This is a genomic window from Pseudomonas sp. PS01297, assembly GCF_029959305.1.
GTDB lineage: Bacteria > Pseudomonadota > Gammaproteobacteria > Pseudomonadales > Pseudomonadaceae > Aquipseudomonas > Aquipseudomonas helleri.
The window spans coordinates 1-24680 of sequence record NZ_JASCPQ010000008.1 but is presented as its reverse complement, the minus strand read 5'-3'; the positions used below and the strand labels follow the sequence as shown (position 1 = coordinate 24680).

Here is a 24680-nt window from a genome sequence, read left to right as displayed (position 1 = left end):
CGCTTTTCAAAGTAACGCGGCGTAAGGCCGGAACCCTAAGTGGCCGTTGCCGCAGCAACGGATATGTACTCAAGCCAAAAGCCCCTCACCCTAGCCCTCTCCCGAAGGAGAGGGAACCGATTGGGGGATGCTGAAGAAAATCGGCGGCCTGTTTGCTGCGCGACAGCGCGGCGCCGACGACGGGCGGCCCCACTAACAGTGTGTTATTGAGGAAAGTAGAAATGTCGGTGTTGCCCGAACTGGAAGCATTTTTAGAATTGGCTGAATTCAGCCGCATGACCGGCAAGACCCAGCCCATGCATGCGCTGACCCCGGCCCAGGCCCGCAGCGAGTTCGAGCAAAGCGCCAGCGTGTTTGATGTGCCGGTGACGGCAGTGGACAGCTACGACGTGCGGATTCCGGCGCGTGATGGTTTCAGCCTGTCGGCGCGGCTTTATCGTCGGCCTGGCCTTGAGGTCGGGCCGTTGCCGGTGGTGGTTTATTTTCACGGCGGTGGCTATGTCATTGGCAGCCTCGACAGCCATGATTCGCTGTGCCGCCGGTTGGCGGCGGCCGGGGATTTTGCCTTGCTGGCGGTCAATTACCGGCTAGCCCCGGAGTGGGTGTTTCCCACGGCCGTGCATGACGCCTGCGATGCAGTGAACTGGCTGCTGCGTGAGGGCCGTCAACATGGGCTGGACGCCTCGCGGGTGGCCTTTGCCGGAGACAGTGCGGGCGGAACCTTGAGCACGGTGTTATCGATTCTCGCGGTGCAGGAACCGCAAGAAGTCGCCATCGTGCCCCGCGCTCAAGTGCTGCTTTATCCGGTGACCGATGGCAGTTGCAAGCGTGACTCCCATCAGCGTTACGCCCAAGGCTACCTGCTCGAAACCGCGACCATGGACTGGTTTTACGGGCATTACGCCAAGGGTGAACAGGCGCTGCAGGACTGGCGGATTTCGCCGTTACTCGCAACAGATGTCAGCGGCCTGGCCCCGGCACTGGTGTACTTGGCCGGCTACGACCCGTTGTATGACGAAGGCCTGGCGTATGCCCGCAAGCTTGAACAAGCCGGTAACGACGTGTTGTTGCTGGAAGAACCCGGCATGACCCACGACTTTATGCGCATGAGCGGCTTGCTGGAACAGGTGCCGCAGATCCATGGGCGGGTGGCGGGTTGGTTGGATAAACAGCTTACACAATCCTGAACCTTGCGAATCACCTGTAGCCGCTGCCGAAGTATGAGGCTGCGATGGGTTGCGAAGCGACCCCGGACGGCGGTCCTGCGGCCCGCATCGCAGCCGTCGTACCTAGGCAGCGGCTACATAAATCGTTTTCAATCCCCAAACCCGATCTGCGCAATCAACCACACATTCGCCCCGCTGATCACGGTAAACAGGAACCACGCCAGCAGCTTTGTTGGCAGCCGATTTGCGAAAGGCCCCATGAGCGTCGGGTCGCTGGTCATGCGGATCAGCGGGTAGAGCGCAAAGGGCAGTTGCAGGCTCAGTACGACCTGGCTAAGGATCAGCAGTTTGCCCACAGCGTCATCGCCCATCAGCCACACCCCGAGGAACGCCGGGATCAATGCCAGGCCACGGGTGATCAGGCGGCGCTGCCAGCAGGGGATGCGCAGGTTCAAGTAGCCTTCCATGATCACTTGCCCGGCGATGGTGCCGGTGAAGGTCGAGCTTTGCCCCGAGGCCAGTAATGCCACGCCAAACAGCACGCTGGCCATGGCGCCGCCGACCAGCGGGTCGAGCATGCGGTAGGCGTCCTGGATCTCGACGATGTCCGAATGGCCGGTCTGGTGGAAGGCGGCTGCGGCGAGGATCAGGATAGCGGCGTTGACTAGCAGGGCCAGGGTCAGCGAACCGATGGTGTCGATGCGCGACAGGCGTACGGCGTCGAGTTTGCTGGCGTAGTCGCAGCCGGTCAGGCGGGTTTGCACGATGGAGGTGTGCAGGTAGAGGTTGTGCGGCATGACCGTGGCGCCAATGATGCCGATGGCAATGTACAGCGGCGCGGCGTCGCTGATGGCGGAAAGGGATGGTTTGAAGCCTTCGAAAACATCCGGCCAGTAGGGTTTGATCAGCACCAGTTCAACGAAAAAACACGCGGCGATGGTCATCACCAAGGCCAGCATGATGGCTTCGAGGCGGCGGAAGCCTTTGCCTTGCAGGGCCAGAATCAACAGGGTGTCGAAAGCAGTCAGGGCGATGCCGAAGGTCAGCGAGCAGCCCAGCAACAAGTGGAAGGCCAGCGCGCAGCCGAGCACTTCGGCGAGGTCGGTGGCGATGATCGAGATTTCTGCCAACACCCATTGAAACCGTGCCGAGCGCTGGCTGTAGCGCTCGCGGCAAAGTTGCGCCAGGTCACGCCCGGTGGCGATGCCCAGGCGTGAGCACAAACACTGCACGGCCATGCCGGCGAGGCTGGCTAGCAATACCACAAACAGCAAGCTGTAGCCGTAGCGTGAGCCGGCTTCGATGGCTGTGGCCCAGTTGCCCGGATCCATGTAGCCGATGCTGATCAACAAGCCGGGCCCGGCGAAGCGCAGCGCGCGTTTCCAGAACGGCGCCCTGGCGTCGACGGGAACGCTGCCGCTGACTTCAGGAGGGCAGAAGGGCGCGGTGGCGATTTTTGGCAGGCTGAATTTCAAACGCGGGCTCCGGGGCTTTTATAAATCAGGGTTAGCGAGGTGCAGGCAGTTGCAGTGGCGTCAGTAACGGCTGGCCACTAAAAAACGCCTGCAGGTTGTCGACCACCAATTGCACGGTGTCTTTAGCCGCTTCAGGCGATTGGCCCGCCACGTGCGGGGTCATGACCACGTTGCTGAGGGTTTTCAGGCCGTCGGGGACCAAGGGTTCGCCGTCAAACACATCCAGCCCGGCACCGGCGATGGTGCCCGCGGCCAGGGCGGTGATCAGGGCTTGAGTGTCGACCACGCTGCCCCGGCCAATGTTGATCAGGTAGCCGTCGGGGCCCAGCGCTTGGAGTACTCTGGCGTCGACCAAGTGTCGCGTGCCAGCACCGCCGGGGGTCGCCAGCACCAGAAAGTCCACCGAGCTGGCCAGGTCGTGTACGTTGGCGCGGTAGGTGTACGGGCTGTCCGGGCGGGGTTGGCGGGTGTGGTAGCTGACGCTCATGTCAAAACCCAGTGCGGCCCGTTTGGCGATGGCTTGCCCCACTGCGCCAAGGCCCACAATGCCCAGGCGTTTTCCGGACAGGCTCGGCTGGCGTACTTTGATCCACTCGTTGCGGCGCACGCTGGCGTCCGCCTGGGGGATGCCGCGCACCGTGGCCAACAGCAGCGCCAGGGCATGGTCAGCCACGCACGAGGCGTTGGCCCCGGCGCCATTGGTCACCTTGATCCCGCGATTGCTGGCGGCCTGCAAATCGACTTCTTCATAACCGGCGCCAATCACGCAGATGATGTTGAGCAAGGGCAGGGCGGCCATTTCATCATCGCGCAAACCCAGCGGGCCGCGGGTCAGCACGACGTCGATACGCGCGCCGTGAGTGGTGATGGCCTCGGCGCGGCTGGCGGCGCTGGGCGCAAGAATCAGTTCATAGCCCTGGTCTTCCAGCAGATACAGACAGTCGTTAACCGTTTCAACCAGCACCAGCACTACGTGGCCCATGGCGTGACTCCAGACAGGGATGACCGAGAATGAGGCGAGATTAGCACCTCTGTCCCGGGGTTTTCCCTGTATCAACTTGATACAAACGCTCTATTTCGAGGTTTTTTCATCTGTGCGTCGGATGTTCGGCCTTTGCCTGCGTGCTGCGCTGGAGCCGAGCCGGGTCGGCCTGTTAAGATTCGCCCTTTGTTTTATCTTCACTTCGAGATCGCTCATGACCACCGTTCGCACGCGCATCGCGCCATCACCGACTGGCGACCCCCACGTAGGTACCGCTTACATCGCTTTGTTCAACTACTGCTTTGCCAAGCAGCATGGCGGCGAGTTCATCCTGCGCATCGAAGACACTGACCAATTGCGTTCGACCCGCGAGTCGGAACAGCAGATCTTCGACGCCCTGCGCTGGTTGGGGATCACCTGGAGCGAAGGTCCGGACGTAGGCGGCCCGCACGGTCCGTACCGTCAAAGCGAGCGCAGTGACATCTACAAGCAATACACCCAGGAGCTGGTCGACAAGGGCTATGCGTTCCCGTGCTTCTGCACCGCAGAAGAGCTGGACCAGATGCGCGCCGAGCAAATGGCCAAGGGTGAAACCCCGCGTTACGACGGCCGTGCCTTGCTGCTCTCGCAAGAAGAAATCGACCGCCGCCTGGCCGCAGGCGAGCCACATGTGATCCGCATGAAAGTGCCGACCGAAGGCGTGTGCGTGGTGCCGGACATGCTGCGTGGCGACGTCGAGATCCCGTGGGACCGCATGGACATGCAAGTACTGATGAAGGCCGACGGCCTGCCAACGTACTTTTTGGCCAACGTGGTCGATGACCACCTGATGGGCATCACCCACGTGCTGCGTGGCGAAGAATGGCTGCCATCGGCGCCAAAACTGATCCTGCTGTACGAATACTTCGGCTGGGAACAACCGCAGCTGTGCTACATGCCGCTGCTGCGTAACCCGGACAAGAGCAAGCTGTCCAAGCGCAAGAACCCGACGTCGGTGACGTTCTACGAGCGCATGGGCTTTATGCCTGAGGCCATGCTCAACTACCTGGGCCGCATGGGCTGGTCGATGCCGGACGAGCGCGAGAAGTTCTCGCTGCAAGAAATGGTCGATAACTTTGATCTGTCCCGTGTCTCTCTGGGCGGGCCGATTTTCGATATCGAGAAGCTCTCCTGGCTCAATGGCCAATGGCTGCGTGACCTGCCGCTGGAAGAGTTCGCCAGCCGCGTGCAGCACTGGGCGTTGAACCCCGACTACATGATGAAGATCGCGCCGCTGGTGCAGGGCCGGGTTGAAACCTTCAGCCAGATCGCGCCGTTGGCCGGGTTCTTCTTTGCAGGCGGTGTACAGCCGGATGCCAAGCTGTTTGAGCACAAAAAGCTCTCCGGCGATCAAGTGCGCCAGTTGATGCAGTTGATTCTGTGGAAGCTCGAAAGCCTGCGTCAGTGGGAGAAAGACTCGATCACGGCGTGCATTCAGACCGTGGTGGAATCCCTTGAGCTGAAGCTGCGTGATGCCATGCCGCTGATGTTCGCTTCCATCACAGGCCAGGCCAGCTCGGTGTCGGTACTGGATGCCATGGAGATCCTGGGCCCGGACCTGACGCGCTTCCGTCTGCGTCAGGCGCTGGACCTGCTGGGTGGCGTGTCGAAGAAAGAAAACAAAGAGTGGGAAAAGCTGTTCAGCGCAATCGGCTGACATGTGTTGAAACACCCGTAGCAGCTGCCGAAGGCTGCGTCCGGCGGCGTAGCCGTCGTAAGTGCTAATTTCGCGGTTTTATTGAAAGACCGCGAGTCGAGGATTTACGATCGCTGCGCAATCGGACGCAGCCTGCGGCAGCTGCTACGGGTGAGTAGGCCTGCCAAAGGCCGTGTTTTCGGGGTTTTAAGGGTAAGTGGTTGTTCTCACGGCAAATTTTTTTAGAAATTTTTAAAAATAAGTTTGACAGCCTACCGATCCAGTCTTAATATGCGCCCCGTCCACACAGCAACACGCAACACTGACTGTTTGGGGCTATAGCTCAGCTGGGAGAGCGCTTGCATGGCATGCAAGAGGTCAACGGTTCGATCCCGTTTAGCTCCACCAAATTTTAGGTTCACTGCCTGGCCACACCGGCATTGAATCGATCAGCACTCAGCGCTGATCAAGTAGAAGGTTTGTGTCCCCTTCGTCTAGTGGCCTAGGACACCGCCCTTTCACGGCGGTAACAGGGGTTCGAGTCCCCTAGGGGACGCCAGTTTCACAGAAGCAGCATTTCGGTGTTGCTCCGCCGCCAGGCGATAAATCGGGGCTATAGCTCAGCTGGGAGAGCGCTTGCATGGCATGCAAGAGGTCAACGGTTCGATCCCGTTTAGCTCCACCAATTTACAGTTCAATGCCGGGCCACACTGGCATTGAATCGATCAGTACTCAGCACTGATCACTGTTAGAAGGGTTTGTGTCCCCTTCGTCTAGTGGCCTAGGACACCGCCCTTTCACGGCGGTAACAGGGGTTCGAGTCCCCTAGGGGACGCCACGATTACCCGCTCTGCGGGATTTTTAAGGGTCATTCATTTATTGAATGGCCCTTTTGTTTGTCTGGCGTTCGGCCATTTCCATTCCTTTTATCTTTGCTATCAGTCCGGGCCTGCCTCAGCGCAGATCGGGTGCGTTACACTGCGCGCTTTATTTGTAGGCAGGGAGACAGGCATGAATTGGGATCTGGCGACGCCGTTCATCATTGATCTGCAGGTGCAGAGCGAAGACATCGACGGTTTTGGCCATGCCAATAACGCCGCCTATGTGGTTTGGCTGGAGCGCTGCGCCTGGCGCCATTCCCAGCGCCTTGGGCTGGATTTGACCGAATACCGCAGGCTCGACCGGGCCATGGCAGTGGCGCGCCACGAAATCGATTATCTGGCCAGCGCCTATGAAGGGGATGAGCTGCAGCTCGCGACCTGGATTGTCGATTTTGACAAGCGCCTGCGTCTGACCCGGCACTTTCAATTGATCCGGCCAAGCGATGGCGCGACCTTGCTGCGTGCGCAAACCACGTTTGTCTGCATCGAACTGTCGACGGGCAAGCCCAAGCGTCTGCCGCCAGAGTTTCTCGAAGGCTACGGTTCGGCGGTCGTGGGGCCCTGATCAAGATACCGATTGGTCGCATAACCCCGTAAACTGCCGCACGTTTTTTTATGAGAGTCACCCATGCAAATTGCTTTGGCGCCGATGGAGGGGTTGGTCGACAACATCCTGCGTGATGTCCTGACCCGCACCGGCGGTATTGATTGGTGTGTGACCGAATTTATTCGGGTCACTGAACGGCTGTTGCCCGAAGCCTATATCCACAAGTTCGCCCCTGAACTGCAACACGGTGCCAAAACCCGTGCTGGCGTGCCTCTGCGCGTGCAACTGCTGGGTTCTGACCCGGCGTGTCTGGCGGACAACGCCGCGCTGGCCTGCCAATTGGGCAGCGAGGTCATCGACCTCAACTTTGGCTGCCCGGCCAAGACCGTGAACAAGTCCCGTGGCGGAGCGGTGCTGCTCAAAGAGCCTGAGCTGCTGCATGCGATTTTGCTGCAGGTGCGCCGTACGGTGCCGGCGCATATTTCGGTAACGGCCAAGATGCGCCTGGGCTTCGATACGCCTGACAGCGCCAATGAATGCGCGATTGCCTTGGCAGAGGGGGGCGCCAGCCAGATCGTGGTGCATGCGCGGACCAAAATGGACGGCTACAAGCCGCCAGCGCATTGGGAGTACATCGCCCAGGTGCAAGAGGTGGTCAAGGTGCCGGTGTTTGCCAATGGTGACATCTGGTCGGTTGAAGACTGGCGCCGTTGCCGCGAAATCAGCGGGGCTGAAGACATCATGCTCGGTCGCGGTCTGGTGTCGCGCCCGGACCTTGCCCGGCAAATCGCCGCTGCGCGGGCGGGCGAAGAGGTGGTTGAAATGACCTGGGCGGATTTACAACCGATGATCCGCGACTTCTGGGCGCAAGCTGAGGCGCAACTGACGCCGCGTTCGGCGCCGGGGCGGCTCAAGCAGTGGTTGGCTATGTTGACGCGCAACTACCCTGAAGCGGTGGTGCTGTTCAATGCCATGCGCCGCGAAACCGACTGTGAGAAGGTTCGGCATCTGGTCAACAACCCGCCTGTGGATGGCGCGTAAAAAATTTCAAAAAAGCCTCTTGAAATGATTTTGCCGATCCCTACTTAGGGGGTAAGCGATGCCGAAACCGGGTCGCGAAGACAAAATCTCGCTGAAATCAGGAGGCTAAATTATGAACACTGCATTTTCTCTGGCGCCACTGTTCCGTAATTCTGTCGGTTTTGACCGTTTTAGTGATCTGTTTGAAACCGCGCTGCGTAACGACTCCAGCGCTGGCTATCCACCCTACAACGTTGAAAAGCACGGTGATGACAGCTATCGCATCGTGATCGCGGCGGCAGGGTTCACCCAGAATGATCTGGACCTGCAAGTTGAAAAAGGTGTGTTGAGCGTCAGCGGCAGCAAACGTGAAACCTTCGGTGACAACACCGAAAGCAGCGCTGAAAAACCAGCATCAGGCGTGACCTACTTGCATCAGGGTATCGCGCAACGGGCATTCAAACTGTCCTTCCGCCTCGATGACCATATCGAGATCAAAAACGCGAACTTGAGCAATGGCTTGCTGAGCATCGACCTGCAGCGGGTGGTGCCCGAAGAAGCAAAAGCCAAACGCATCCCGATCAATAGTGGGGATCAACAGCCTGCTCTGCAAAACTGATGTGAGTCAGTGCTGGAACCCCGTCTTATAGGCGGGGTTCTTTTTTGCAGGAGGAGGGGGAGATTGCAACGGATCTGCAAGCGCGTGTTTCTATCGCCCGAAAGGGCCCAAAGCTTCAACTAGTCTGCCAAGACAGGCCTCAACATCGGGGCATTGACTGGAGCTTTAGATGAAAAACAAACGCGCACGTGATTCAGAAACAGGTCTGTTTATTCCGTTGGAGGAGGCCAAGCGCCGCCCGAAAGAAACCACCGTCGAAACCATCAAGAAAACACCCAAGCCTTCACCCAAGCGTTAACGGGCAACACACAGGCACTTGCTCCGACTCTCTCCCCGGGGCAGGTGCCTGTTCTTTAGCGAGTGCCGTGTTACTCGGCGACATGCGCCGTTTTAGGTTGATGCTGTTGCAGGTTTTTGTCGGCTTTATAGCGCAGCGCTACGTCAGGCACGCTGCTGGCTTTACCGGTTTCAACCCAGTTACGGATACGCCCGGCATCGGCAAAGTGAGTGTATTTGCCGAATGCATCCAGAATGACCAATGACACGGGGCGATTGCCCATTTCGGTCACCAGCACCAGACAATGGCCTGCCTGATTGGTGAAGCCGGTTTTAGTGATCTTGATGTTCCATTTGTCTTTGTTGATCAAATGGTCGGTGTTGTGAAAGCCCAGGGTGTAGTTGGGTTTGCGGAACGTCACCGATTTTTCTTTGGTAGTACTCAACTGGCTGAGCATCGGGTAGTGGCGCGCGGCGGCGAGCAGCTTGCTCAGGTCGCGAGCCGTCGAAACGTTGCGCGGCGACAGGCCGGTGGGTTCAACGTAATGGGTGTGCATCATGCCCAGGCTCTTGGCCTTGGCGTTCATGGCGGCAATAAACTTCACATAGCCGCCCGGGTAGTGGTGCGCCAGGCTGGCCGCCGCGCGGTTTTCTGAGGACATCAAGGTGATCAGCATCATTTCGTGACGTGACAACTCACTGCCCAGCTTGACCCGCGAGAACACGCCTTTCATTTCCGGGGTGTCGCTGATGTTGACCGAGATGTACTCGTCCATCGATTGCTTGGCGTCCAGCACCACCATCGCGGTCATCAGTTTGGAAACCGATGCGATGGGCACGACCACGTCCGGGTTGCTGGCGTAAATGACTTTATTGGTTTGCAGGTCGATCAGCAGCGCGCTGCCAGAAGCAATGTGCAGTTTCGACATGTCCCGGGGGGACATGGTGCCTTCCGTCGCTGCGGCGATTGAAGGAGCGGCTGTGCCTGTCAGAACTAAAAATAGGCTCAAAATCGAAAGATGAATTTTCACGCAGATTGACTCAATGATGGTTAGGGAATTCTAAACGGCAACCGTTGGTATACATATAACGTTACATTTTTGGAGTATGGATTAATAACGTTAGAAATGCCTGTATTTGCAGGGGGTTAGCAGAGAAATTTCACGCGGTAGGTGAGCCTGGGTATTGGGCGCCGTGCCAGTGAGGATTTTGCTGCTTCACACGCCCGTGAAGCGTGCATCGCACGAGCCTAGCAGCGCAATGCTGTTGGCTGGCTGAACAGACCTTGCAGCGGGGAATCAAAGGGCTTTAAAACGCAAAACGCCCATGAGGTGTCAGGCTCATGGGCGTTTTGCAGTTTAGGTGCCAGGGAGGGGCGGGTTAGGGCTCCGGTTGAAAATGCAGCAAGTCCCCGGGTTGGCAATCCAGAGCGGCACAGATGGCTTCGAGGGTGGCCAGCCTTATGCCTTTGACTTTTCCTTGCTTGAGCAGTGAAAGGTTCTGTTCGGTTATCCCGATCATTTGCGCGAGGTCTTTGGACTTCATCTTGCGTGTGGCCAGCATGACGTCCAGTTTTATGGCTATCGGCATCGTGCCCTCTTAGACAAACTGCTCATTCTCTCTTGCCAACGAACACGCGTTGGACAAGCTGCGAGCGATGATCATAAGAGAGGCTGAGAGAAAAAACGCAACAATATGTGACGGCTCAAAGTTTATGCTGAGCAACCGTTCCCCCACAGGTCGGGTGAAGGTGATCCATACACTCATCACCGGTGTCAGCACCAGGCTGGCCAGTACCCAGAGCAACACGCTCTTGCCCACTTTACCCAGCAGATCTGCCGACTCTGACGAAAAGTATTCGCCTTTGCTGTAGGCCAGAAACAGGCTGCGCAGTGCCAGTAAGCCTTTTGCCAGTATCAGCAGCGGGATACTGGACAGGACGATCCCGCCAGCCGCTTGCCACCAGGGCATGAGCGAGATGTTGGCGTTCAGTTGGCCAATCATCGCGGTCAAGTTGAAGCCGCCCATAAAACTGCCGAGTGCGTCAGGGAAAATCCAGTAAGCGATATTGGCCAGCAGCATGCTGACCACCAGTACCAATGTGGCGGTTGCCAGGACCCGGCTGCGATTGGCCAAGAGATCTGTTGTCATCGAACAATCCTTCTGTGCGTAGTCATCGATTTAAGTGTCCGGAGGCTGCGCAGTCCTTCCGGGTAGGTCTGTGCAGTGGCTGTATCGTAAATCGATAATAAATGATTGTAAAACGATAATTTCATAACGACTGAATGCAACTCGATAGCTGCGTTGTCGACGTGTGCCCAGGGCGGGGCCGTGTTGTTTAAGTGCCACTGCGCAATTGTGTAAAATGCCGGCCTTTGAAATTGACCGGCCAGCCTGATGACCCCTGAAGCGTTAACCACTTTGCACCTGCACTTAATCACCGCCCTGGAGACTGCGCCGGCTGAAACACGGCGTATCTTCCATGGGCGCGGCCGCTGCTGGCCGAGCCTGGAGCAGTTGACGGTGGACTGGCTGCAAGGTGTGGTGTTGGTCTCGTTGTTTAAAGAGCCGGAGCCTGCCCAGCTTGAAGCTCTGAAGCAGATGCTGTTGACGATTGTGCAGTCGCCGGTGTGGCAGGCCTGTGGCGCCCACACGCTGGTGATGCAGCATCGCTACACGTTGCAAAGTGATACTGAATGGCTAGCAGGTGAGCCGGTAGATGAGTGGACGCTTACTGAAGGCGGGTTGCGCTATCAAGTGGACTTGGGCCGCAAGCAGAACAACGGGCTGTTTCTGGATATGCGTTATGGCCGTAACTGGGTGCGGGAGAATACTGAGGGTAAGCGGGTGTTGAATCTGTTTGCCTACACCTGCGGGTTTTCTGTCGCGGCCATTGAAGGCGGCGCCGAGCATGTGGTGAACCTCGACATGTCACGTGCGGCCCTGAGCCGTGGCCGGGACAATCACCGGTTAAACGGGCATGACACCGGCAAGGTGAGCTTCCTTGGGCATGAGTTGTTCAAGTCCTGGGGGAAGGTCAAAAGCCTGGGGCCTTACGATGTGGTCATCATCGACCCGCCTTCGTTCCAGAAGGGCAGTTTTTTGCTGACCAAGGATTACCAGCGCGTGCTGCGGCGCTTGCCGGAATTGCTCACTGAAAACGGCACGGTACTGGCGTGCATGAACGATCCTTCGCTGGGCTCCGAATTTTTGATCAATGGCGTGACCGCCGAGGCGCCGAGCCTGCGCTTTGAGCAACGGCTGGAAAACCCGCCGGAGTTTCCGGATTCCGATCCTGAGTGCGGGCTGAAAGCACTGGTGTTCAAGCAAGGCGTGTGACAGGCAAAAAAAAGCCCGCGGGAGAGTGCGGGCCAAGGTTCATTGAATGAGCGGGGTCACTATACAAGTCGTCTGTTGTGACCACCGTGAAACAAAATTCATGAGCCCGGCTGAATCTGCATGCCCTGTAGGAGCGAGCTGGTCTCGCGATCTTTAGATCTGATATTCCCTCTCCCGAAGGAGAGGGAATATCGGCGAGGACGGTGGCCTCCCGCGGCTCACACGTTAGCGAGTGCGCGACGACTCAAACAGGAACCAGACGCGGCGTTCGGCTTCGTCGATCCAGTTTTCCAGCAGGCTGGTGGTGGCCACGTCACCCGACTCAGAGCACAGCTCGTGGGTGGCGCGCATGTAGGCGGCCAGTTGAATGTTGTCTTCGCGCAATTCGGCGAGCATGTCTTCCGGGGTCACGAAATCAGCATCGTTGTCCAGCAGGCGCTGGAGCTTTTTGATATGCCCGATCGAGCGGATTGTGGTGCGCCCCAGTTTGCGTACGCGCTCGGCAATGGCATCGGTGGTGGCAAAAATCTGATCAGATTGCTCATCCAGCAGCAGGTGGAAGTCACGGAAGTGCGGGCCGGACATGTGCCAGTGGAAGTTCTTGGTTTTCATGTAAATGGCGAACGTGTCGGCGAGCAATGCATTCACTTCTGCAGCAATGTTGATGCGTGCTTCTTCGCTCAGCGCCGAAGGTGTCCGCAGATCGGCCTTTCTGCTTTCCTTGGCGGATTTCAGGTCTTTCATGGTCGTTCCTCGTGTTGGCTGTGAATAGGCTTAAACGAATGAATAGTGGGGCTGACTAAAGACCACGAACAGTGGTTCGTCAAACCCGCCGGGCGGCTCAATAAGGGCGGCTAAACGTTACGACCTGACGAAGAGCAAGATCGTTCAAGACTTTCATTGATCAAGTTGCGACCCTTTGTCGCTGCTTACTGCCGGGATGTTTTTTGATGCCTACTTCGCTTCCTCGCGTCGCTTTTACTCGTGGCGCGATTGCTTGTCTGCCCTTGACGCTGGCGTGCGCGCCCTGGGGGCTTTTAGCCGGTTCGACGGCGATTGATGCGCAATTGACACCGATGCAAGCCCAAGGGCTGTCGCTTTTTGTGTTTGCCGGGGCGGCTCAATTGGTGGCCATTGGCATGATCAAAGGGGGCGCCAGTGCGCTGTCCATTTTGATCACCACGCTGCTACTGACTTCGCAACACATCCTCTATGCCATGCATTTGCGCCCCATCGTCGCGCCCATGGAGGCCAAGTGGCGTGCCAGCCTTGGCTTTTTGTTGACCGATGAGTTTTTTGCGTTGGTCAGCCCGTATGACCAAAAAACCTTCAACCGCTGGTATGCCTTGGGCGTTGGCTTGTGCATGTATGTGGGCTGGAACCTGTTTACCTGCCTGGGGGTGATTGTCGGTAAAAGTATTCCGGGGCTGGATCAGTTGGGGCTGGAGTTCTCGATTGCCGCAACGTTCATTGCCCTGATCACGCCGATTGTGCGCAATGTGCCAACGCTGATTTGCGTCGCTGTCTCGTTATTGAGCGTGGTGCTGTTCAGTTATTGGCAATGGGAGTCGGCAATTGTGCTGGCGGGGTTGGCGGGTATGACCGTCGGGTATCTGTGCAAACGACTAGGAGCGTACTTCGCATGACGGTATGGCTGATTATTGGCGGGATGACGCTGATTCTGTTTTTTAACCGCTATCTGTTTCTCGAGCCGCGCTTGCCGATTCGCTTGAACCGCGGGGTTCGTGAGTTTCTGGGGTTTGCGGTGCCAGGCATGTTAACGGCGATTTGCGGGCCGATCATTTTTATCAAGGATCACACCCTTGATCTGAGCCCCACCAACCCGTACCTGCTGGCGGCTGTGTGTGCGATAGGGCTGATGCTCTGGACCCGCAATGTGTTGCTCAGTGTCGTGTTAAGTGTGGCGTTGTTCTATCTGTTTCGTTGGTGGCTATAACTTGCGCTGCGGCGCGTGATTTGAACGGGCCGCTGACGGGAACACCGTCAATGACCACATACCAGCACGCCAGCAGACCGTCCGCGCGAAGCGGTTCGGGGACTGCGCTGCCGACAACCGACATGATATGGACCTTTGGCATAGGAACCTCCTGCTATCAAACAATGGCGCCACTTTAAGGCTTGGGCCCATGCGTAAAAAATCATTACGCGTGATAGTCGCCATTGATGCGGGTGAGGTTGTTTCTACGCAGTCTAGTCGACAACTTGATCAAGCATCTGCATCACTTCATGGTCACTCAGCAAACCCTGGCTGACCAGGTGTTGGGCCAGCAGTGCAACCAGCTTGGCGGTGCGGTGGCCTTCAAGCTGTTTGAGTTCGGTCAGCGTGTTGTAGACCTTGCTGGAAGTGCACAGCCCTACAGTGCGGTGCGGGTTTTGTGTCGGCATACAGGTCGTCCTTGTTTTTATAGTGTGCGAAGTGTCACGGCCAGAGCGTTCAAAGTGTGTGCATGCTGATGCCGTAGTTTCAGCCAATACTGTGTCCAGTGCGTGACAATCGCAACCTCAATTCAAACCTGGCGGCAACTGAACAAGCTTGCCGCTGGGGTGTTGACTGCGATTACCAGCGTGGTGGGCCGTAATAACCGCGGGGCGGGCCGTAGTACACCGGTTGTGGTCGGCCGTAATAGGCGGGTGCATAAACCGGTTGTGGTTGTACGTAAACTGGCTGCGCCTGGTAGTACACCGGAGGTGCCTGCACATAAACCGGTTGTGGTTGCACATAGACCGGGTGTTCAACGTAAACCGGGCGCTGTTGGCTGGCGACTATCGAGCCAACAACCGTAGCACCGACCACTGCGCCAAGTAGCGCCGGGCCAGCACCCCAACCGCCATGGGCGGATGCCTGGCCAGCGACAGCCAGGGCGCCGATCAGCAAAGCAACTTTGGGGAAGGTACGCATCATGACGATTCCTCTGGTTTCAACCCCGCGTCTTGGCCTGCACCAGGCCATATGAAATACCGGGGATAACATTGAGACAATCTTTTTAGAAAAAATTGCAAAATGTTTCGGTAAAGTTTGTGTAAGGTCTTGGGCTCGCTGACACGTTTCAGCGAGGTCTATGATCCTGCAAATTTATCGCGGCGGCTTGAGCCGTATATCCGAAAGCACGAGGAGATGAACATGCAAATGAATCCGAACAAAGACACCCGGCTGTGCATATCAATGTCAGGCAGACCCGGGAATTTCGGACTGCGTTTTCATAATCATCTGTATGAACAGTTGGGCCTGAACTTTTACTACAAAGCTTTCAGCCCCAAAGACCTCGCCGGGGCCATTACTGGCATCCGGGCTTTTGGTATTCGCGGTTGCGGGGTGTCGATGCCCTTCAAGGAGGCGAGTATTGCGCTGGTCGACGAACTGGACGCCTCGGCGCAGGCCATTCAGTCGATCAACACCATCGTTAATACCGACGGACACCTGAAGGCTTACAACACGGACTACATCGCCATTGCGCAATTGCTGCGTGATCACCAGGTTGCCAAGGACACTACGTTCGCCTTGAGCGGCAGCGGCGGCATGGCCAAGGCCGTGGCTTCGGCCTTGCGCGATGGCGGGTATCACAATGGCGTGATCGTGGCCCGTAACGAAGTCACGGGTTCTGCGCTGGCGAAAAACCTCGGCTACTCATGGCAGGCAGAACTGGGTCAGCAGCGGCCGCAAATGCTCATCAACGTTACCCCGGTTGGCATGGCGGGCGGTGCTGAGGCCGATGATCTGGCGTTTGCCGCTGAGGCGATCGATCAGGCCGAGATCCTGTTTGATGTGGTAGCGATCCCCGTCGAAACGCCGATGATTATTCGTGGCCGTGAGCAAGGCAAACGGGTCATTACGGGCCTGGAAGTGATTGCCATCCAGGCGGTTGAGCAATTTACCCTGTACACCGGCGTGCGCCCAACCCCAGAGCAGTTCCAGGCGGCCGTGGCGTTTGCCCGCAGTTGATGGTTGAGCCATAAAGGCCGAGATTCGGCCTTTATGGCGCTTAGCGCTTAAAGGTGCGCCAGTCGCACACCATTTTCGTCAACACGCAGGCTCACGGTGCCGCCGATGATCAGTGGGCGCATGTCCGGGATATGGCCATTGGGAAACCCGAACACTTTGGGGAAGGAATACTGGGCCACGCGTTCGGCAATGATTGATTGAGCAATGGGGCTGTGCGGCGACGTGTCATCCGCGATGTTTTTCATGCCGCCAATAATCAGGCCTTTAATCTTTTCAAAAGCCCCTGTCTGTTCGAGGCTTTTAAGGTAGCGGTCAATCTTGTAGTAAGCGTTCTCACCGATTTCTTCGAGAAACAGAATGGCGTTGTCGTAATTGAAGTTAAAGCGGGTGCCAGAGAGTGCGGTCACGACGGTCATGTTTCCGCCAATCAGGGTGGCGCACGCCGAGCCCGGTTCATTGAGCAGGTTATTGTCCAGTTGGTACGTCGGTTTGATGCCTTTAAAGAGGTTGAAAATATTCTGATAAGAATCGGCTGACGGGGTTGGCGTGCTGATGATGTTTTGGCCGTGTACCGACTCAATTCCGTACCTTGCCAGCAGGCTCTGCAAGAAGGTGATGTCGGAGTAGCCGATTAACCATTTGGGATTATGTACGAAACGGCTCAGGTCGATGTGCTCCAGCAGTTGAACGCTGCCATAGCCGCCACGGGTCGCCCAGATGGCATCAATCGAGTCGTCGTCCAGCGCCCACTGCAAGTCCCTTAGTCGTTGTTCGGGCGTGCCCGCATAGGTGTAATGATGCGCATGTCTGGCGAGCGCAAACTCACCGTAAACAGGTGTATAGCCCTGCTCAATGATCATGTTGTGAGTGTGCGTCAGCAGGTCTGGATTAGACACAGCCCCGGCCGGGGAGACGATGGCGATCCGGCTGCCGGGTTTAAGGTTTTTAGGTGTTATTGAACACAAGGTCATTACTGAAGCACTCCATGACGCCGTCGTTTTACGATATGAAGTGTTTAGCCTAGTCCTCGATCATCGGATGTATTTAAAGACGAGTCGCTTTAACGCGCCGGAAGATTCCTGATAATGAGTGGCTTTTTTATAAGAGTGGCCGCCCCGTCTACGACGCCGCGCTGTCGCGCAGCAAACAGGACAGCGAGTATCTTCAGCATCCCCCAATCGGTTCCCTCTCCTTCGGGAGAGGGCTAGGGTGAGGGGGGCTCTTAGATCAAGATCAAAAGATCGCGAGCAAGCTCGCTCCTACAGGGCCTTTAGAATCAATCACTTATTTTATGTTTGATAGGAGCCCCCGATGCCTGATTGAGCGGCGTGGCATCTGATGGGGGCTATGCAGGGTGCTACTCCAGTTCGCTCAAACGCGCTTCCAGTGCTGCAATGCGTGCTTCGAGTGCTTCAAAGCGCTCAAGGGACACACCTGAAGGGCTGCGCTCGGCGGGTTGCTGGCGGGCTGCAATGATTGCGTCTATATCGGCAGGGTCGCCCAGTGCGTGGGTGTAGCGATCTTCGCGCTGGCCCGACTGGCGCGGAATAAGCAGCGCCAAATCACGGGCAATCAGCCGTTCGAGCTGATGCTGGACTTGGTCTGTGTCTTCAAAGTCATGCATGCGGTTACTACGGGTGAGCAATTCGTTAAGGGTTTGCGGGCCGCGCAGAAACAGCAAACCCAGCAGAACGACCTGGGCCGGGACCAGCTCCAGTGCCTTGTCGACTTTGTGCTCCCAACGATCAGCGCGACTGCCCATGACCAAACGGGTAAAGCCCTGGCCCTCAAGCGCACGCAAACTCTGGCCGACCTGGCCTTGGGTCAGGTTCATCACCGGCTCGCGGCTGGTTTTCTGGTTGCAGGCCAGCACCAGCGCATTGAGGGTCAGGGGGTAGGTTTCGGGGTTGGTGGCCTGCTTCTCGATCAAGGAACCGAGGATGCGGATTTCCGTGCTGTTAAGCCGAGCTCCGGTGTCGCTGTCGTGTTCAGTGCTCATCACGCTTTCCTTGTGCGTTTAAAAGGAGATCAGAGTGTTGCGATCACACTCAATTGTCATCCGCCCCTTATAGGTTCAACACTGACTAAAAGACAAGCCGCTTCTTGCGCGGCGTATGCCTATAATCGCCGCACATTCACTTCCCGCCCACAGACTGTCGAGACTTTCATGACTATCTCTCTGTACGCTGCTTCTGTTCCTGTGTTCAAACAAATGCTTAACGCCCTGAGCGGTGTGCTGAGCAAGGCTGAGGCTCACGCTGCAGCCAAGAACATTGACCCGAGTGTGTTCCTGCAAGCACGTCTGGCTCCGGACATGTTCCCGCTGGTGCGTCAGGTGCAAATCGCGGTTGATTTCACCAAAGGTGTTTCGGGCCGTCTGGCTGAGATCGAGCTGCCTAAATACGATGACAGCGAAGTGACCTTTGCTGACCTGCAAGCCCTGATCAGCAAGGTGCTGGCGTTTGTTGACGGCATCACACCTGCGCAAATCGACGGCAAGGAAGGGATCGAAATCATCACCCGTCAGGGCACACCGAAAGAAAAACGCTTCACCGGCCAGGCTTACCTGCTGACCTACGGCCTGCCGCAGTTCTTCTTCCACGTGACCACCGCTTACGCGATTCTGCGCCACAACGGCGTTGAAATTGGCAAGCGTGACTACATGGGCGCGTTCTAAGCATTGCGCTAAGCCACGCGTGACAGACTCAGGAGCACCTGCGCGGGTGCTCCTGTTTTGTAAGGCCTAGGCCTGTTCTTCTTCGGCCAGGCACACAGCAGCGGTAAACAGCACGTCGGTTGACGAGTTGAGTGCGGTTTCAGCGGAGTCCTGCAGGATGCCGATGATGAAACCGACCGCCACCACCTGCATAGCAATTTCGCTCGGGATACCAAACAGGCTACACGCCAACGGAATCAACAGCAGCGACCCCCCGGCAACACCCGAAGCGCCACAGGCGCACACGGCGGCCATCACGCTGAGCAGAATAGCGGTCGGCACATCCACATCAATCCCCAGCGTATGCACGGCTGCCAGCGTCAAGACGGTAATGGTGATGGCCGCACCCGCCATGTTGATGGTCGCGCCCAATGGGATCGACACCGAGTAGGTGTCTTCATGCAAACCCAGACGTTCGCTTAACGCCATGTTGACCGGGATGTTGGCCGCCGAGCTGCGGGTGAAGAACGCGGTGATCCCGCTTTCACGCAAGCACATGAACACCAGCGGGTACGGGTTGCGACGCAGCTTCCAGAACGCGATCAGCGGGTTGACCACCAGGGCCACAAACAGCATGCAGCCGATCAGCACGGTGAGCAGGTGCAGGTAGCCCAGCAGCGCGCCAAAACCGGAGGTGGCGAGGGTCGAGCTGACCAGTCCGAAAATACCCAATGGCGCGAAGCGGATCACCACACGCACGATCAAGGTCACGCCGTTGGACAAGTCATTGAGCACGGTGCGGGTGGTTTCGCCCGCATGGCGAACAGCAATGCCCAGGCCAATCGCCCAGGCCAGAACGCCGATGAAGTTGGCGTTCATCAGGGCGCTGACCGGGTTGTCCACCGCGCTCAACAGCAGGCTTTGCAAGACCTCGCTGATGCCCCCGGGAGCGGACACGGTGATGTCTTCAGTGAGCAGAATCAGGCTGGACGGGAACAGCATGCTGGCGATGACGGCGACAACTGCTGCGGCAAACGTGCCGATCAAATACAGCACCAGGATTGGGCGGATGTGGGTGACCTGGCCTTGTTTGTGGTTGGCAATCGAGGCCATGACCAGCACAAACACCAAAATCGGCGCCACGGCTTTCAGGGCGCTGACGAACACCTTGCCGACAAAAGCCACCGAGAGTGCCGCCGCAGGTGCCAGCCAGGCCAGCAAAATACCGGCAATCAGACCGATGACAATTTGGGTCACCAGGCTGGTGCGTTTGAGCGTTTGCAGCAGGGTAGGTGGAGCATCAGTCATAAGGAGTGTCTCTAGTTGTTGTGGGTAGCGCATTCAACGACTCTGGCGTTGACTCAACCTTTAGCCGGCAGGCAATAACGGCCAGCAGCCGCGCTTAAACGTGATGAGTTAAGCAGAGTAGGGGCGGATTCAGTCATGCGTGCAGAGCACGCTTGTCTGACTAAGGTCAGAACGGGGGGCGGACTTTACCATACAGATGTAGGAGCTTTCCTACGTAAGGGCGATCTGCCGCACCTTGGCGCGTAGGTCTATTACGCCAACTCCCCATCATGCAGAAGCATTCTGTTACCATTGCGCATCCCCCACTTTCTTTAAATCAGCGGGCCTTTCGGGCTTTCGCTGGCGTTGTCGTCTTTGGAGTTATTCATGCTGTTGCCCATCCTGCTGCTGTCTGCGGCCGGTTTCACCGTGCTCACCACCGAGTTCATTATTGTCGGGCTGTTGCCTGCGATCGCCCGTGACCTTGAAGTCAGCGTGTCGCAGACCGGTTTGCTGGTCACGTTGTTCGCCTTCACCGTGGCGGCATTAGGGCCGTTTTTGACGGCCTACTTCGCCCGCTTTGAGCGCAAGCGCTTGTTTATCGGCATTTTGCTGATGTTTGCCTTCGCCAATACCGTGGCCGCGCTGGCGCCGAATATTTGGGTCATGGCGTTTGCGCGATTGCTGCCTGCGCTGGGCTTGCCGGTGTTTTGGGCGCTGGCCAGCGAAACCGCCGTCAACATTGTCGGCCCTGAATACGCGGGTCGGGCGATTGCGAAGATCGGCTTCGGGATTGTCTGTGCGACGGTGTTTGGTATCCCGGTCGGGACGTTGATCTCGGATGCCTGGGGCTGGCGCAGTGCGTTCGCAATTCTGGCCGTGATTGCCCTGGCCAAGGCTTTGCTGCTGTGGGTGTACCTGCCGGCAGTCAAAGGCGTCAAAGAGGGTGTCACCTTGCGCTCACAGTTCGGCTTGCTGCGCAGCCCGCTGATGATCGGGCATATCATGCTCTCAGTGCTGGTGTTCAGCGGCATGTTCACGGCCTACACCTATCTGGCCGATATCCTGGAGCGCCTGGCCGGGTTTGACGGCACGCTGGTGGGGTGGTGCTTGATGGGCTTTGGCGCTGTTGGCCTGATTGGCAATTCGTTGGGCGGGCGCATGGTAGACCGCCATCCGCTGATTGCGTCGATGGTGTTTTGCGCGTTCATGATTGGCGGCATGGTGGCGCTGGTGCCGAGCATTCACTCCACGCTGGGGCTGGCGGCCGCGATGGGCGTTTGGGGGGTGACCCAGGCGGCGCTGTTTCTGGTCAGCCATGTGCGGCTGATGAAAGCCGCGCCCCAGGCACCGGCCTTTGCCGCATCATTGAACATTGCCGGGGCTAACCTGGGGATCGGCCTTGGCGCGCTGTTTGGCGGGCATGTGATTGATACCTACGGCCTAGGTAGCCTGGGATTCGCCGGGGCCGGTTTTATTCTGGTATCGATCATCCTTGCATCGCTGCTGATGGCGATGAAGCCGCGGGCAGCCTGCGCCTGATCAGCGGCTTTCGGTAAACAGCTCCCGTCGTGCCCCCTCGGTAATCGCCACGATGCCGGGGTGGAGGATCTTGCGCTCGACGGTAATGGCATAAAACGATTCGGTGACGGCCTCGGTCTGGCCGATCAATTCAACGTCAAACTGGCGCATGACTTCGTCGGCGATCACGCTGGGTGCGATAAACACGCCGGTGCCGGATTGGCCAAACGCCTGCATCAGCGCGCTGTCATCGAATTCACCGACAATTCTCGGCTGGATTTTCAACTCTGCCAACCAGCGCAACAGGCGCGTGCGGATCACTGTTTCCGGGCCCGGGATCAGCAGGGGCGCGTCTTGCAGGCTCTGCGGGAAGTGTTCGGCATACGCTTGGGCGAGGCTTGCGGTGGCAAAAAAACTGATTCCACATTCGCCAAGCTTTTGGCTTAGGCCTTTAATGTCTAGATGGGGAGGCATCGGGCTGTCGGAAATGACCAAATCAAGCCGTTGAATCGCCAGGTCTGCCAGCAGCCGGTCGAGCTTGTCTTCGCGGCAGGTAATGCGAACGGGTTTGTCCAGCTCCATGGTCGGGGCGATCAGCCGATACACAATCGACTTGGGCACCACATCGGCAACCCCGACCCGCAAGATAACCTGTTGCTCCTTGGGCGCCATGCGCAGCATGCTTTCCAGCTCGGCGCCCACCTGGAAGATCTGTTCGGCATAGGGCAACACCTGGCGCCCGGTTTCGGTCAGCTCCAGTTGGCGCCCGACCCGGCGAAACAAGGGCAGGCCGTAGGTGTCTTCCAGCAGGCTGATTTGCCCGCTGATGGTTTGTGCTGTCAGGTTCAATTGCTCGCAGGCGCGCACGATGCTGCCGGTTTTGGCAACGACCCAAAAGTAATGGAGTTGGCGGTAATTGAGCATATGATTGGCAACACTTCGTAAAAACCGAAGTATAACGCTTAAAAATACGAATTTTCCTGAAGTGTCTAGCTCTCTAAAATCGCGCGTTATTCGCAGGCCACGTTGCTGGCCGCAGGTTTAAAGAGGACACGTCACGATGAATATGCAAAAAGCAGGTTATGCCGCGCTGTTGGCGTCCACCTTATTGCTGATAGGCGGTTGTGATCAGGCAGAAAAAGCCGCGCAGCAGATGCTCAGCAAAACCGCTGAGGCTGCCAAGCAGGCCATTGATGACACCCACAAGGCGGCTGAGCAGGCGCTCAACGACGCAACCGGCGGGCGCTTGATTGAACAGCAGCCACCGGCTGAAGAAAATAAAGAAACATCGCACACTATTTAAGTTGTCTTACAGAAGGGTCAGAACACACCTATGGAATACCTTTTAGAACTGGCGGTCAGCCCTACGGCCTGGATTGCACTGGCCACGCTGATCGTGATGGAAGTGGTGCTCGGGATCGACAACCTGATCTTTATCTCGATTTTGACCAACAAGCTGCCCAAGCAATTTCGTACCAAGGCCCGCCGTATCGGTATCGGCCTGGCGCTGATTCTGCGCTTGGGCTTGCTCAGCACCATCGCTTACATCGTGCAGTTGACCACGCCGGTATTCGAAGTCTTGGGGCAGGCGTTCTCCTGGAAGGACATGATTCTGATCGCCGGTGGCCTGTTCCTGGTCTGGAAAGCCACCAGTGAAATTCACCACAACATGACCCCTGACGCCGAGGACAAGGCCGAGAGCGTGTCGTCCAAAGTGGCTGTAGGTTTTGCCGCTGCGATCGGTCAGATCCTGATGCTGGACCTGGTGTTCTCCATCGACAGTATCGTGACGGCGGTAGGTATGACCGAGCACTTGCCGATCATGGTGATTGCGGTCGTGGTGGCGGTGATGGTGATGTTGCTGGCTTCGGAGCCTCTGGCTAAGTTCATCAACGAAAACCCGACCGTGGTGATGCTGGCGCTGGCGTTCCTGATCATGATCGGCATGACCCTGATCGCAGAAGGTTTTGGCGCCCATGTACCAAAAGGCTACGTGTATGCGGCAATGGCGTTCTCCGCCACCGTAGAAACCCTGAACATTCTCGCGCGTCGGGCTCGGGAAAAACGTCAGGCTGGCGTGACCAAGTAAGCGCAGGTTGCCACTTAAAAACCGTCCATCCTTGTCAGGGTGGACGGTTTTTTTGCATTTAGTGCGCGTTGGCGGTGGTAGCGGCCGGTTGAGCGGTTTTTTGCTTGGGTTCTGGCTGCGGGTGCGGATGATGATGACGGCTGATGCGCATCAGGCCCCAGAGCATGGCGGCGGCAACGGCCAGCCATCCGGTGATCAGCAAGATAATGGTCAATGTCGGGCTCATAAGTGCCTCCTTTGCCCACGACGGGCATAAACACACTTCAGATGACAGTCTAGCTTGAGCAGTGTTTCAGTCTATTGACCAAAGGTCGTGCTGCACCAACTGATTGGCTCTATGTAGGAACTTTCACTGTGCTTTAAGGCTATACCAGACCCTGTTGGCGCCCTATGATCGTCGACCATGGCAGACCTTGCGGTCTGGCGTTCATTCAAAGCGAGGGCGTATGCAGGGACTGAGTGGATTGAAAAGGCTGCGTCTATGGCTGCTGGCCGCATTGGCCGTGACCGTGGTGGGCTGTGCCAGTGTTGACCAGGCGCAAATGCGTCATCTGCCAGAGCGGGTTGAGCTTAACGGCGTGCCTTTTTTTCGCGGTAACGCCCATCAAAGCGGCCCACAGGTGTTGGCCAGCATGCTGGGTGAGCAGCGCATCAGAATCACTCCGGGCCTTTTGACCAAGCCACTCAAACTGCCAGAGGCCGAAGCTTCGCTGCAAAGCAACATGGAACAACTGGCCGGGCAATACGGGCTCATGGTGTACCGGCTGGATCCTGCGCTCACAGCGCTGTTGACCCAGGTTGCCGCAGGCCACCCGGTGATGGTGCGCTTTATGGAGGGGCGAGTCTGGAGCGAGCCGCGTTATGCAGTGCTGGCGGGTTATGACCGCAACAAACAAACCGTATTGTTGCGTGCGGGCATGGATCGCCGGCGGATCATGGAATTCAGCAAGTTTGAGTCCAGCTGGAAAGATGCCGGCAGCTGGGCTGTGCTGATTTTGGCCCCGGACCAACTGCCGGTGAATGTCGACAAAGAACGCTGGTTAAAGGCGGCTAACGACCTGTCCCGCTTGGGTCAGGAACAAGCGGCGAGCAAAGCCATCAAAGCCCTGCAATAACAAACACCCACTGTAGGAGCGAGCTTGTCTCGCGATCTTTTAAAAGATCAAAAGATCGCGAGACAAGCTCG

The 24680-nt window shown here is 57.4% G+C and carries 29 protein-coding genes and 4 tRNA genes; 19 read left to right on the top strand and 14 right to left on the bottom strand.

Annotated features, from left to right (window positions below):
• The first annotated feature begins 221 nt into the window (after window positions 1-221).
• Complete coding sequence (locus QMX84_RS04865; protein WP_282363320.1) at window positions 222-1187, top strand: alpha/beta hydrolase; 966 nt, start codon at window positions 222-224, stop codon at window positions 1185-1187.
• Between the two features lie 128 nt (window positions 1188-1315).
• Here QMX84_RS04865 and QMX84_RS04860 read toward each other — a convergent pair whose 3' ends face one another.
• Both QMX84_RS04860 and QMX84_RS04855 read right to left on the bottom strand, forming a co-directional pair.
• Window positions 1316-2641 carry an Nramp family divalent metal transporter gene (locus tag QMX84_RS04860; protein ID WP_262124015.1) on the bottom strand — a complete coding sequence of 442 codons (1326 nt, stop codon included), beginning with the start codon at window positions 2639-2641 and terminating at the stop codon, window positions 1316-1318.
• A gap of 31 nt (window positions 2642-2672) precedes the next feature.
• A complete protein-coding gene (locus tag QMX84_RS04855) occupies window positions 2673-3623 on the bottom strand; it encodes a 2-hydroxyacid dehydrogenase (protein ID WP_262124017.1) in 951 nt (316 codons plus the stop codon).
• Window positions 3624-3837: 214 nt separating this feature from the next.
• On the opposite strand from QMX84_RS04855, the gene gltX reads away from it, so the two are divergent.
• The 9 genes from gltX to QMX84_RS04810 all read left to right on the top strand — a co-directional run bounded on the left by gltX (window position 3838) and on the right by QMX84_RS04810 (window position 8663).
• Window positions 3838-5319 carry a glutamate--tRNA ligase gene (gltX, locus tag QMX84_RS04850; RefSeq protein ID WP_282363319.1) on the top strand — a complete coding sequence of 494 codons (1482 nt, stop codon included), beginning with the start codon at window positions 3838-3840 and terminating at the stop codon, window positions 5317-5319.
• Between the two features lie 311 nt (window positions 5320-5630).
• Window positions 5631-5706 (top strand) — tRNA-Ala (locus QMX84_RS04845).
• A 75-nt stretch (window positions 5707-5781) separates the two neighbouring features.
• A tRNA-Glu gene (locus tag QMX84_RS04840) sits at window positions 5782-5857 on the top strand.
• A gap of 50 nt (window positions 5858-5907) precedes the next feature.
• Window positions 5908-5983, top strand: a tRNA-Ala gene (locus QMX84_RS04835).
• A 77-nt stretch (window positions 5984-6060) separates the two neighbouring features.
• Window positions 6061-6136: transfer RNA gene (locus tag QMX84_RS04830), tRNA-Glu, on the top strand.
• A gap of 173 nt (window positions 6137-6309) precedes the next feature.
• On the top strand, window positions 6310-6744 hold the full coding sequence (locus tag QMX84_RS04825) for a thioesterase family protein (RefSeq protein ID WP_282363318.1): 435 nt from the start codon (window positions 6310-6312) through the stop codon (window positions 6742-6744).
• Window positions 6745-6807: 63 nt separating this feature from the next.
• Window positions 6808-7767 (top strand): tRNA-dihydrouridine synthase, encoded by a 960-nt coding sequence (locus QMX84_RS04820; protein ID WP_282363317.1) that lies wholly within the window; start codon window positions 6808-6810, stop codon window positions 7765-7767.
• 112 nt (window positions 7768-7879) lie between these two features.
• Window positions 7880-8365, top strand: a complete 486-nt coding sequence (locus QMX84_RS04815) for an Hsp20 family protein (RefSeq protein ID WP_048368873.1) — start codon at window positions 7880-7882, stop codon at window positions 8363-8365.
• A gap of 169 nt (window positions 8366-8534) precedes the next feature.
• Window positions 8535-8663: a hypothetical protein gene (locus QMX84_RS04810; protein ID WP_256665494.1), complete on the top strand. Its 129-nt coding sequence runs from the start codon at window positions 8535-8537 to the stop codon at window positions 8661-8663.
• Between the two features lie 70 nt (window positions 8664-8733).
• Here QMX84_RS04810 and pbpG read toward each other — a convergent pair whose 3' ends face one another.
• The 3 genes from pbpG to QMX84_RS04795 form a co-directional block, all read right to left on the bottom strand.
• Window positions 8734-9672, bottom strand: a complete 939-nt coding sequence (gene pbpG / locus QMX84_RS04805) for a D-alanyl-D-alanine endopeptidase (protein WP_048368874.1) — start codon at window positions 9670-9672, stop codon at window positions 8734-8736.
• Window positions 9673-10021: 349 nt separating this feature from the next.
• Entirely contained in the window at window positions 10022-10231 is a 210-nt protein-coding gene (locus tag QMX84_RS04800) for a helix-turn-helix transcriptional regulator (protein WP_153336197.1), read from the bottom strand.
• A 9-nt stretch (window positions 10232-10240) separates the two neighbouring features.
• A complete protein-coding gene (locus QMX84_RS04795; RefSeq protein ID WP_262124022.1) occupies window positions 10241-10792 on the bottom strand; it encodes a DUF2975 domain-containing protein in 552 nt (183 codons plus the stop codon).
• A gap of 246 nt (window positions 10793-11038) precedes the next feature.
• Between QMX84_RS04795 and QMX84_RS04790 the strand changes: the two genes are divergently transcribed.
• Window positions 11039-11980: a class I SAM-dependent methyltransferase gene (locus tag QMX84_RS04790; protein WP_282363316.1), complete on the top strand. Its 942-nt coding sequence runs from the start codon at window positions 11039-11041 to the stop codon at window positions 11978-11980.
• A gap of 225 nt (window positions 11981-12205) precedes the next feature.
• On the opposite strand, the gene QMX84_RS04785 is transcribed toward QMX84_RS04790, so the two are convergent.
• Window positions 12206-12724, bottom strand: a complete 519-nt coding sequence (locus QMX84_RS04785; RefSeq protein WP_123750503.1) for a DNA starvation/stationary phase protection protein — start codon at window positions 12722-12724, stop codon at window positions 12206-12208.
• Between the two features lie 206 nt (window positions 12725-12930).
• Here QMX84_RS04785 and QMX84_RS04780 point away from each other — a divergent pair, with 206 nt between their 5' ends.
• Entirely contained in the window at window positions 12931-13626 is a 696-nt protein-coding gene (locus QMX84_RS04780; protein WP_048368879.1) for an AzlC family ABC transporter permease, read from the top strand.
• Entirely contained in the window at window positions 13623-13937 is a 315-nt protein-coding gene (locus tag QMX84_RS04775; protein ID WP_048368880.1) for an AzlD domain-containing protein, read from the top strand. Before QMX84_RS04780 ends, QMX84_RS04775 begins: the two co-directional genes overlap by 4 nt.
• Here QMX84_RS04775 and QMX84_RS04770 read toward each other — a convergent pair.
• From QMX84_RS04770 to QMX84_RS04760, 3 genes are all read right to left on the bottom strand, one after another.
• A complete protein-coding gene (locus QMX84_RS04770) occupies window positions 13885-14079 on the bottom strand; it encodes a hypothetical protein (RefSeq protein ID WP_153336199.1) in 195 nt (64 codons plus the stop codon). The two genes, QMX84_RS04775 and QMX84_RS04770, sit on opposite strands and share 53 nt — an antisense overlap.
• A gap of 112 nt (window positions 14080-14191) precedes the next feature.
• Entirely contained in the window at window positions 14192-14386 is a 195-nt protein-coding gene (locus QMX84_RS04765; protein WP_153336200.1) for a hypothetical protein, read from the bottom strand.
• A 172-nt stretch (window positions 14387-14558) separates the two neighbouring features.
• Window positions 14559-14903 carry a hypothetical protein gene (locus QMX84_RS04760; protein WP_153336201.1) on the bottom strand — a complete coding sequence of 115 codons (345 nt, stop codon included), beginning with the start codon at window positions 14901-14903 and terminating at the stop codon, window positions 14559-14561.
• A gap of 219 nt (window positions 14904-15122) precedes the next feature.
• On the opposite strand from QMX84_RS04760, the gene QMX84_RS04755 reads away from it, so the two are divergent.
• Entirely contained in the window at window positions 15123-15941 is an 819-nt protein-coding gene (locus tag QMX84_RS04755) for a shikimate 5-dehydrogenase (protein WP_153336202.1), read from the top strand.
• Between the two features lie 47 nt (window positions 15942-15988).
• Here QMX84_RS04755 and QMX84_RS04750 read toward each other — a convergent pair whose 3' ends face one another.
• Together QMX84_RS04750 and QMX84_RS04745 are read right to left on the bottom strand one after the other, a co-directional pair.
• Complete coding sequence (locus QMX84_RS04750) at window positions 15989-16912, bottom strand: LD-carboxypeptidase (protein ID WP_262124027.1); 924 nt, start codon at window positions 16910-16912, stop codon at window positions 15989-15991.
• A gap of 386 nt (window positions 16913-17298) precedes the next feature.
• Complete coding sequence (locus tag QMX84_RS04745) at window positions 17299-17940, bottom strand: DUF480 domain-containing protein (protein ID WP_153336204.1); 642 nt, start codon at window positions 17938-17940, stop codon at window positions 17299-17301.
• Window positions 17941-18108: 168 nt separating this feature from the next.
• Here QMX84_RS04745 and QMX84_RS04740 point away from each other — a divergent pair, with 168 nt between their 5' ends.
• Window positions 18109-18618 (top strand): DUF1993 domain-containing protein, encoded by a 510-nt coding sequence (locus QMX84_RS04740; RefSeq protein ID WP_123750508.1) that lies wholly within the window; start codon window positions 18109-18111, stop codon window positions 18616-18618.
• 66 nt (window positions 18619-18684) lie between these two features.
• On the opposite strand, the gene sstT is transcribed toward QMX84_RS04740, so the two are convergent.
• Window positions 18685-19905: a serine/threonine transporter SstT gene (gene sstT / locus QMX84_RS04735; protein WP_282363315.1), complete on the bottom strand. Its 1221-nt coding sequence runs from the start codon at window positions 19903-19905 to the stop codon at window positions 18685-18687.
• A gap of 366 nt (window positions 19906-20271) precedes the next feature.
• Between sstT and QMX84_RS04730 the strand changes: the two genes are divergently transcribed.
• On the top strand, window positions 20272-21426 hold the full coding sequence (locus tag QMX84_RS04730) for an MFS transporter (protein ID WP_282363314.1): 1155 nt from the start codon (window positions 20272-20274) through the stop codon (window positions 21424-21426).
• Here QMX84_RS04730 and nhaR read toward each other — a convergent pair whose 3' ends face one another.
• Window positions 21427-22329: a transcriptional activator NhaR gene (gene nhaR, locus QMX84_RS04725; RefSeq protein ID WP_282363313.1), complete on the bottom strand. Its 903-nt coding sequence runs from the start codon at window positions 22327-22329 to the stop codon at window positions 21427-21429.
• 136 nt (window positions 22330-22465) lie between these two features.
• Here nhaR and QMX84_RS04720 point away from each other — a divergent pair, with 136 nt between their 5' ends.
• Together QMX84_RS04720 and QMX84_RS04715 are read left to right on the top strand one after the other, a co-directional pair.
• The gene (locus QMX84_RS04720; RefSeq protein ID WP_282363312.1) at window positions 22466-22708 is read left to right on the top strand and encodes a hypothetical protein; all 243 of its coding nucleotides are present in this window, start codon (window positions 22466-22468) and stop codon (window positions 22706-22708) included.
• Window positions 22709-22738: 30 nt separating this feature from the next.
• Complete coding sequence (locus QMX84_RS04715) at window positions 22739-23494, top strand: TerC family protein (protein ID WP_282363311.1); 756 nt, start codon at window positions 22739-22741, stop codon at window positions 23492-23494.
• 58 nt (window positions 23495-23552) lie between these two features.
• Here the strand turns inward: QMX84_RS04715 and QMX84_RS04710 are convergent, their stop codons facing one another.
• Window positions 23553-23720: a hypothetical protein gene (locus QMX84_RS04710; protein ID WP_282363310.1), complete on the bottom strand. Its 168-nt coding sequence runs from the start codon at window positions 23718-23720 to the stop codon at window positions 23553-23555.
• A 220-nt stretch (window positions 23721-23940) separates the two neighbouring features.
• Between QMX84_RS04710 and QMX84_RS04705 the strand changes: the two genes are divergently transcribed.
• The gene (locus tag QMX84_RS04705; protein WP_282363309.1) at window positions 23941-24609 is read left to right on the top strand and encodes a PA2778 family cysteine peptidase; all 669 of its coding nucleotides are present in this window, start codon (window positions 23941-23943) and stop codon (window positions 24607-24609) included.
• The last annotated feature ends 71 nt before the right edge of the window (window positions 24610-24680 follow it).

Coding starts and splice junctions, on each gene's coding strand:
- QMX84_RS04705 (WP_282363309.1), top strand. CDS start 23,941: ATGCAGGGACTGAGTGGATTGAAAAGGCTGCGTCTATGGCTGCTGGCC.
- QMX84_RS04750 (WP_262124027.1), bottom strand. CDS start 16,912: ATGACCTTGTGTTCAATAACACCTAAAAACCTTAAACCCGGCAGCCGG.
- QMX84_RS04785 (WP_123750503.1), bottom strand. CDS start 12,724: ATGAAAGACCTGAAATCCGCCAAGGAAAGCAGAAAGGCCGATCTGCGG.
- QMX84_RS04745 (WP_153336204.1), bottom strand. CDS start 17,940: ATGAGCACTGAACACGACAGCGACACCGGAGCTCGGCTTAACAGCACG.
- QMX84_RS04780 (WP_048368879.1), top strand. CDS start 12,931: ATGCCTACTTCGCTTCCTCGCGTCGCTTTTACTCGTGGCGCGATTGCT.
- nhaR (WP_282363313.1), bottom strand. CDS start 22,329: ATGCTCAATTACCGCCAACTCCATTACTTTTGGGTCGTTGCCAAAACC.
- QMX84_RS04775 (WP_048368880.1), top strand. CDS start 13,623: ATGACGGTATGGCTGATTATTGGCGGGATGACGCTGATTCTGTTTTTT.
- QMX84_RS04720 (WP_282363312.1), top strand. CDS start 22,466: ATGAATATGCAAAAAGCAGGTTATGCCGCGCTGTTGGCGTCCACCTTA.
- QMX84_RS04715 (WP_282363311.1), top strand. CDS start 22,739: ATGGAATACCTTTTAGAACTGGCGGTCAGCCCTACGGCCTGGATTGCA.
- QMX84_RS04825 (WP_282363318.1), top strand. CDS start 6,310: ATGAATTGGGATCTGGCGACGCCGTTCATCATTGATCTGCAGGTGCAG.
- QMX84_RS04730 (WP_282363314.1), top strand. CDS start 20,272: ATGCTGTTGCCCATCCTGCTGCTGTCTGCGGCCGGTTTCACCGTGCTC.
- QMX84_RS04760 (WP_153336201.1), bottom strand. CDS start 14,903: ATGATGCGTACCTTCCCCAAAGTTGCTTTGCTGATCGGCGCCCTGGCT.
- QMX84_RS04710 (WP_282363310.1), bottom strand. CDS start 23,720: ATGAGCCCGACATTGACCATTATCTTGCTGATCACCGGATGGCTGGCC.
- QMX84_RS04795 (WP_262124022.1), bottom strand. CDS start 10,792: ATGACAACAGATCTCTTGGCCAATCGCAGCCGGGTCCTGGCAACCGCC.
- QMX84_RS04820 (WP_282363317.1), top strand. CDS start 6,808: ATGCAAATTGCTTTGGCGCCGATGGAGGGGTTGGTCGACAACATCCTG.
- QMX84_RS04865 (WP_282363320.1), top strand. CDS start 222: ATGTCGGTGTTGCCCGAACTGGAAGCATTTTTAGAATTGGCTGAATTC.
- QMX84_RS04855 (WP_262124017.1), bottom strand. CDS start 3,623: ATGGGCCACGTAGTGCTGGTGCTGGTTGAAACGGTTAACGACTGTCTG.
- QMX84_RS04740 (WP_123750508.1), top strand. CDS start 18,109: ATGACTATCTCTCTGTACGCTGCTTCTGTTCCTGTGTTCAAACAAATG.
- QMX84_RS04810 (WP_256665494.1), top strand. CDS start 8,535: ATGAAAAACAAACGCGCACGTGATTCAGAAACAGGTCTGTTTATTCCG.
- gltX (WP_282363319.1), top strand. CDS start 3,838: ATGACCACCGTTCGCACGCGCATCGCGCCATCACCGACTGGCGACCCC.
- QMX84_RS04815 (WP_048368873.1), top strand. CDS start 7,880: ATGAACACTGCATTTTCTCTGGCGCCACTGTTCCGTAATTCTGTCGGT.
- QMX84_RS04790 (WP_282363316.1), top strand. CDS start 11,039: ATGACCCCTGAAGCGTTAACCACTTTGCACCTGCACTTAATCACCGCC.
- QMX84_RS04800 (WP_153336197.1), bottom strand. CDS start 10,231: ATGCCGATAGCCATAAAACTGGACGTCATGCTGGCCACACGCAAGATG.
- QMX84_RS04765 (WP_153336200.1), bottom strand. CDS start 14,386: ATGCCGACACAAAACCCGCACCGCACTGTAGGGCTGTGCACTTCCAGC.
- QMX84_RS04770 (WP_153336199.1), bottom strand. CDS start 14,079: ATGCCAAAGGTCCATATCATGTCGGTTGTCGGCAGCGCAGTCCCCGAA.
- sstT (WP_282363315.1), bottom strand. CDS start 19,905: ATGACTGATGCTCCACCTACCCTGCTGCAAACGCTCAAACGCACCAGC.
- QMX84_RS04755 (WP_153336202.1), top strand. CDS start 15,123: ATGCAAATGAATCCGAACAAAGACACCCGGCTGTGCATATCAATGTCA.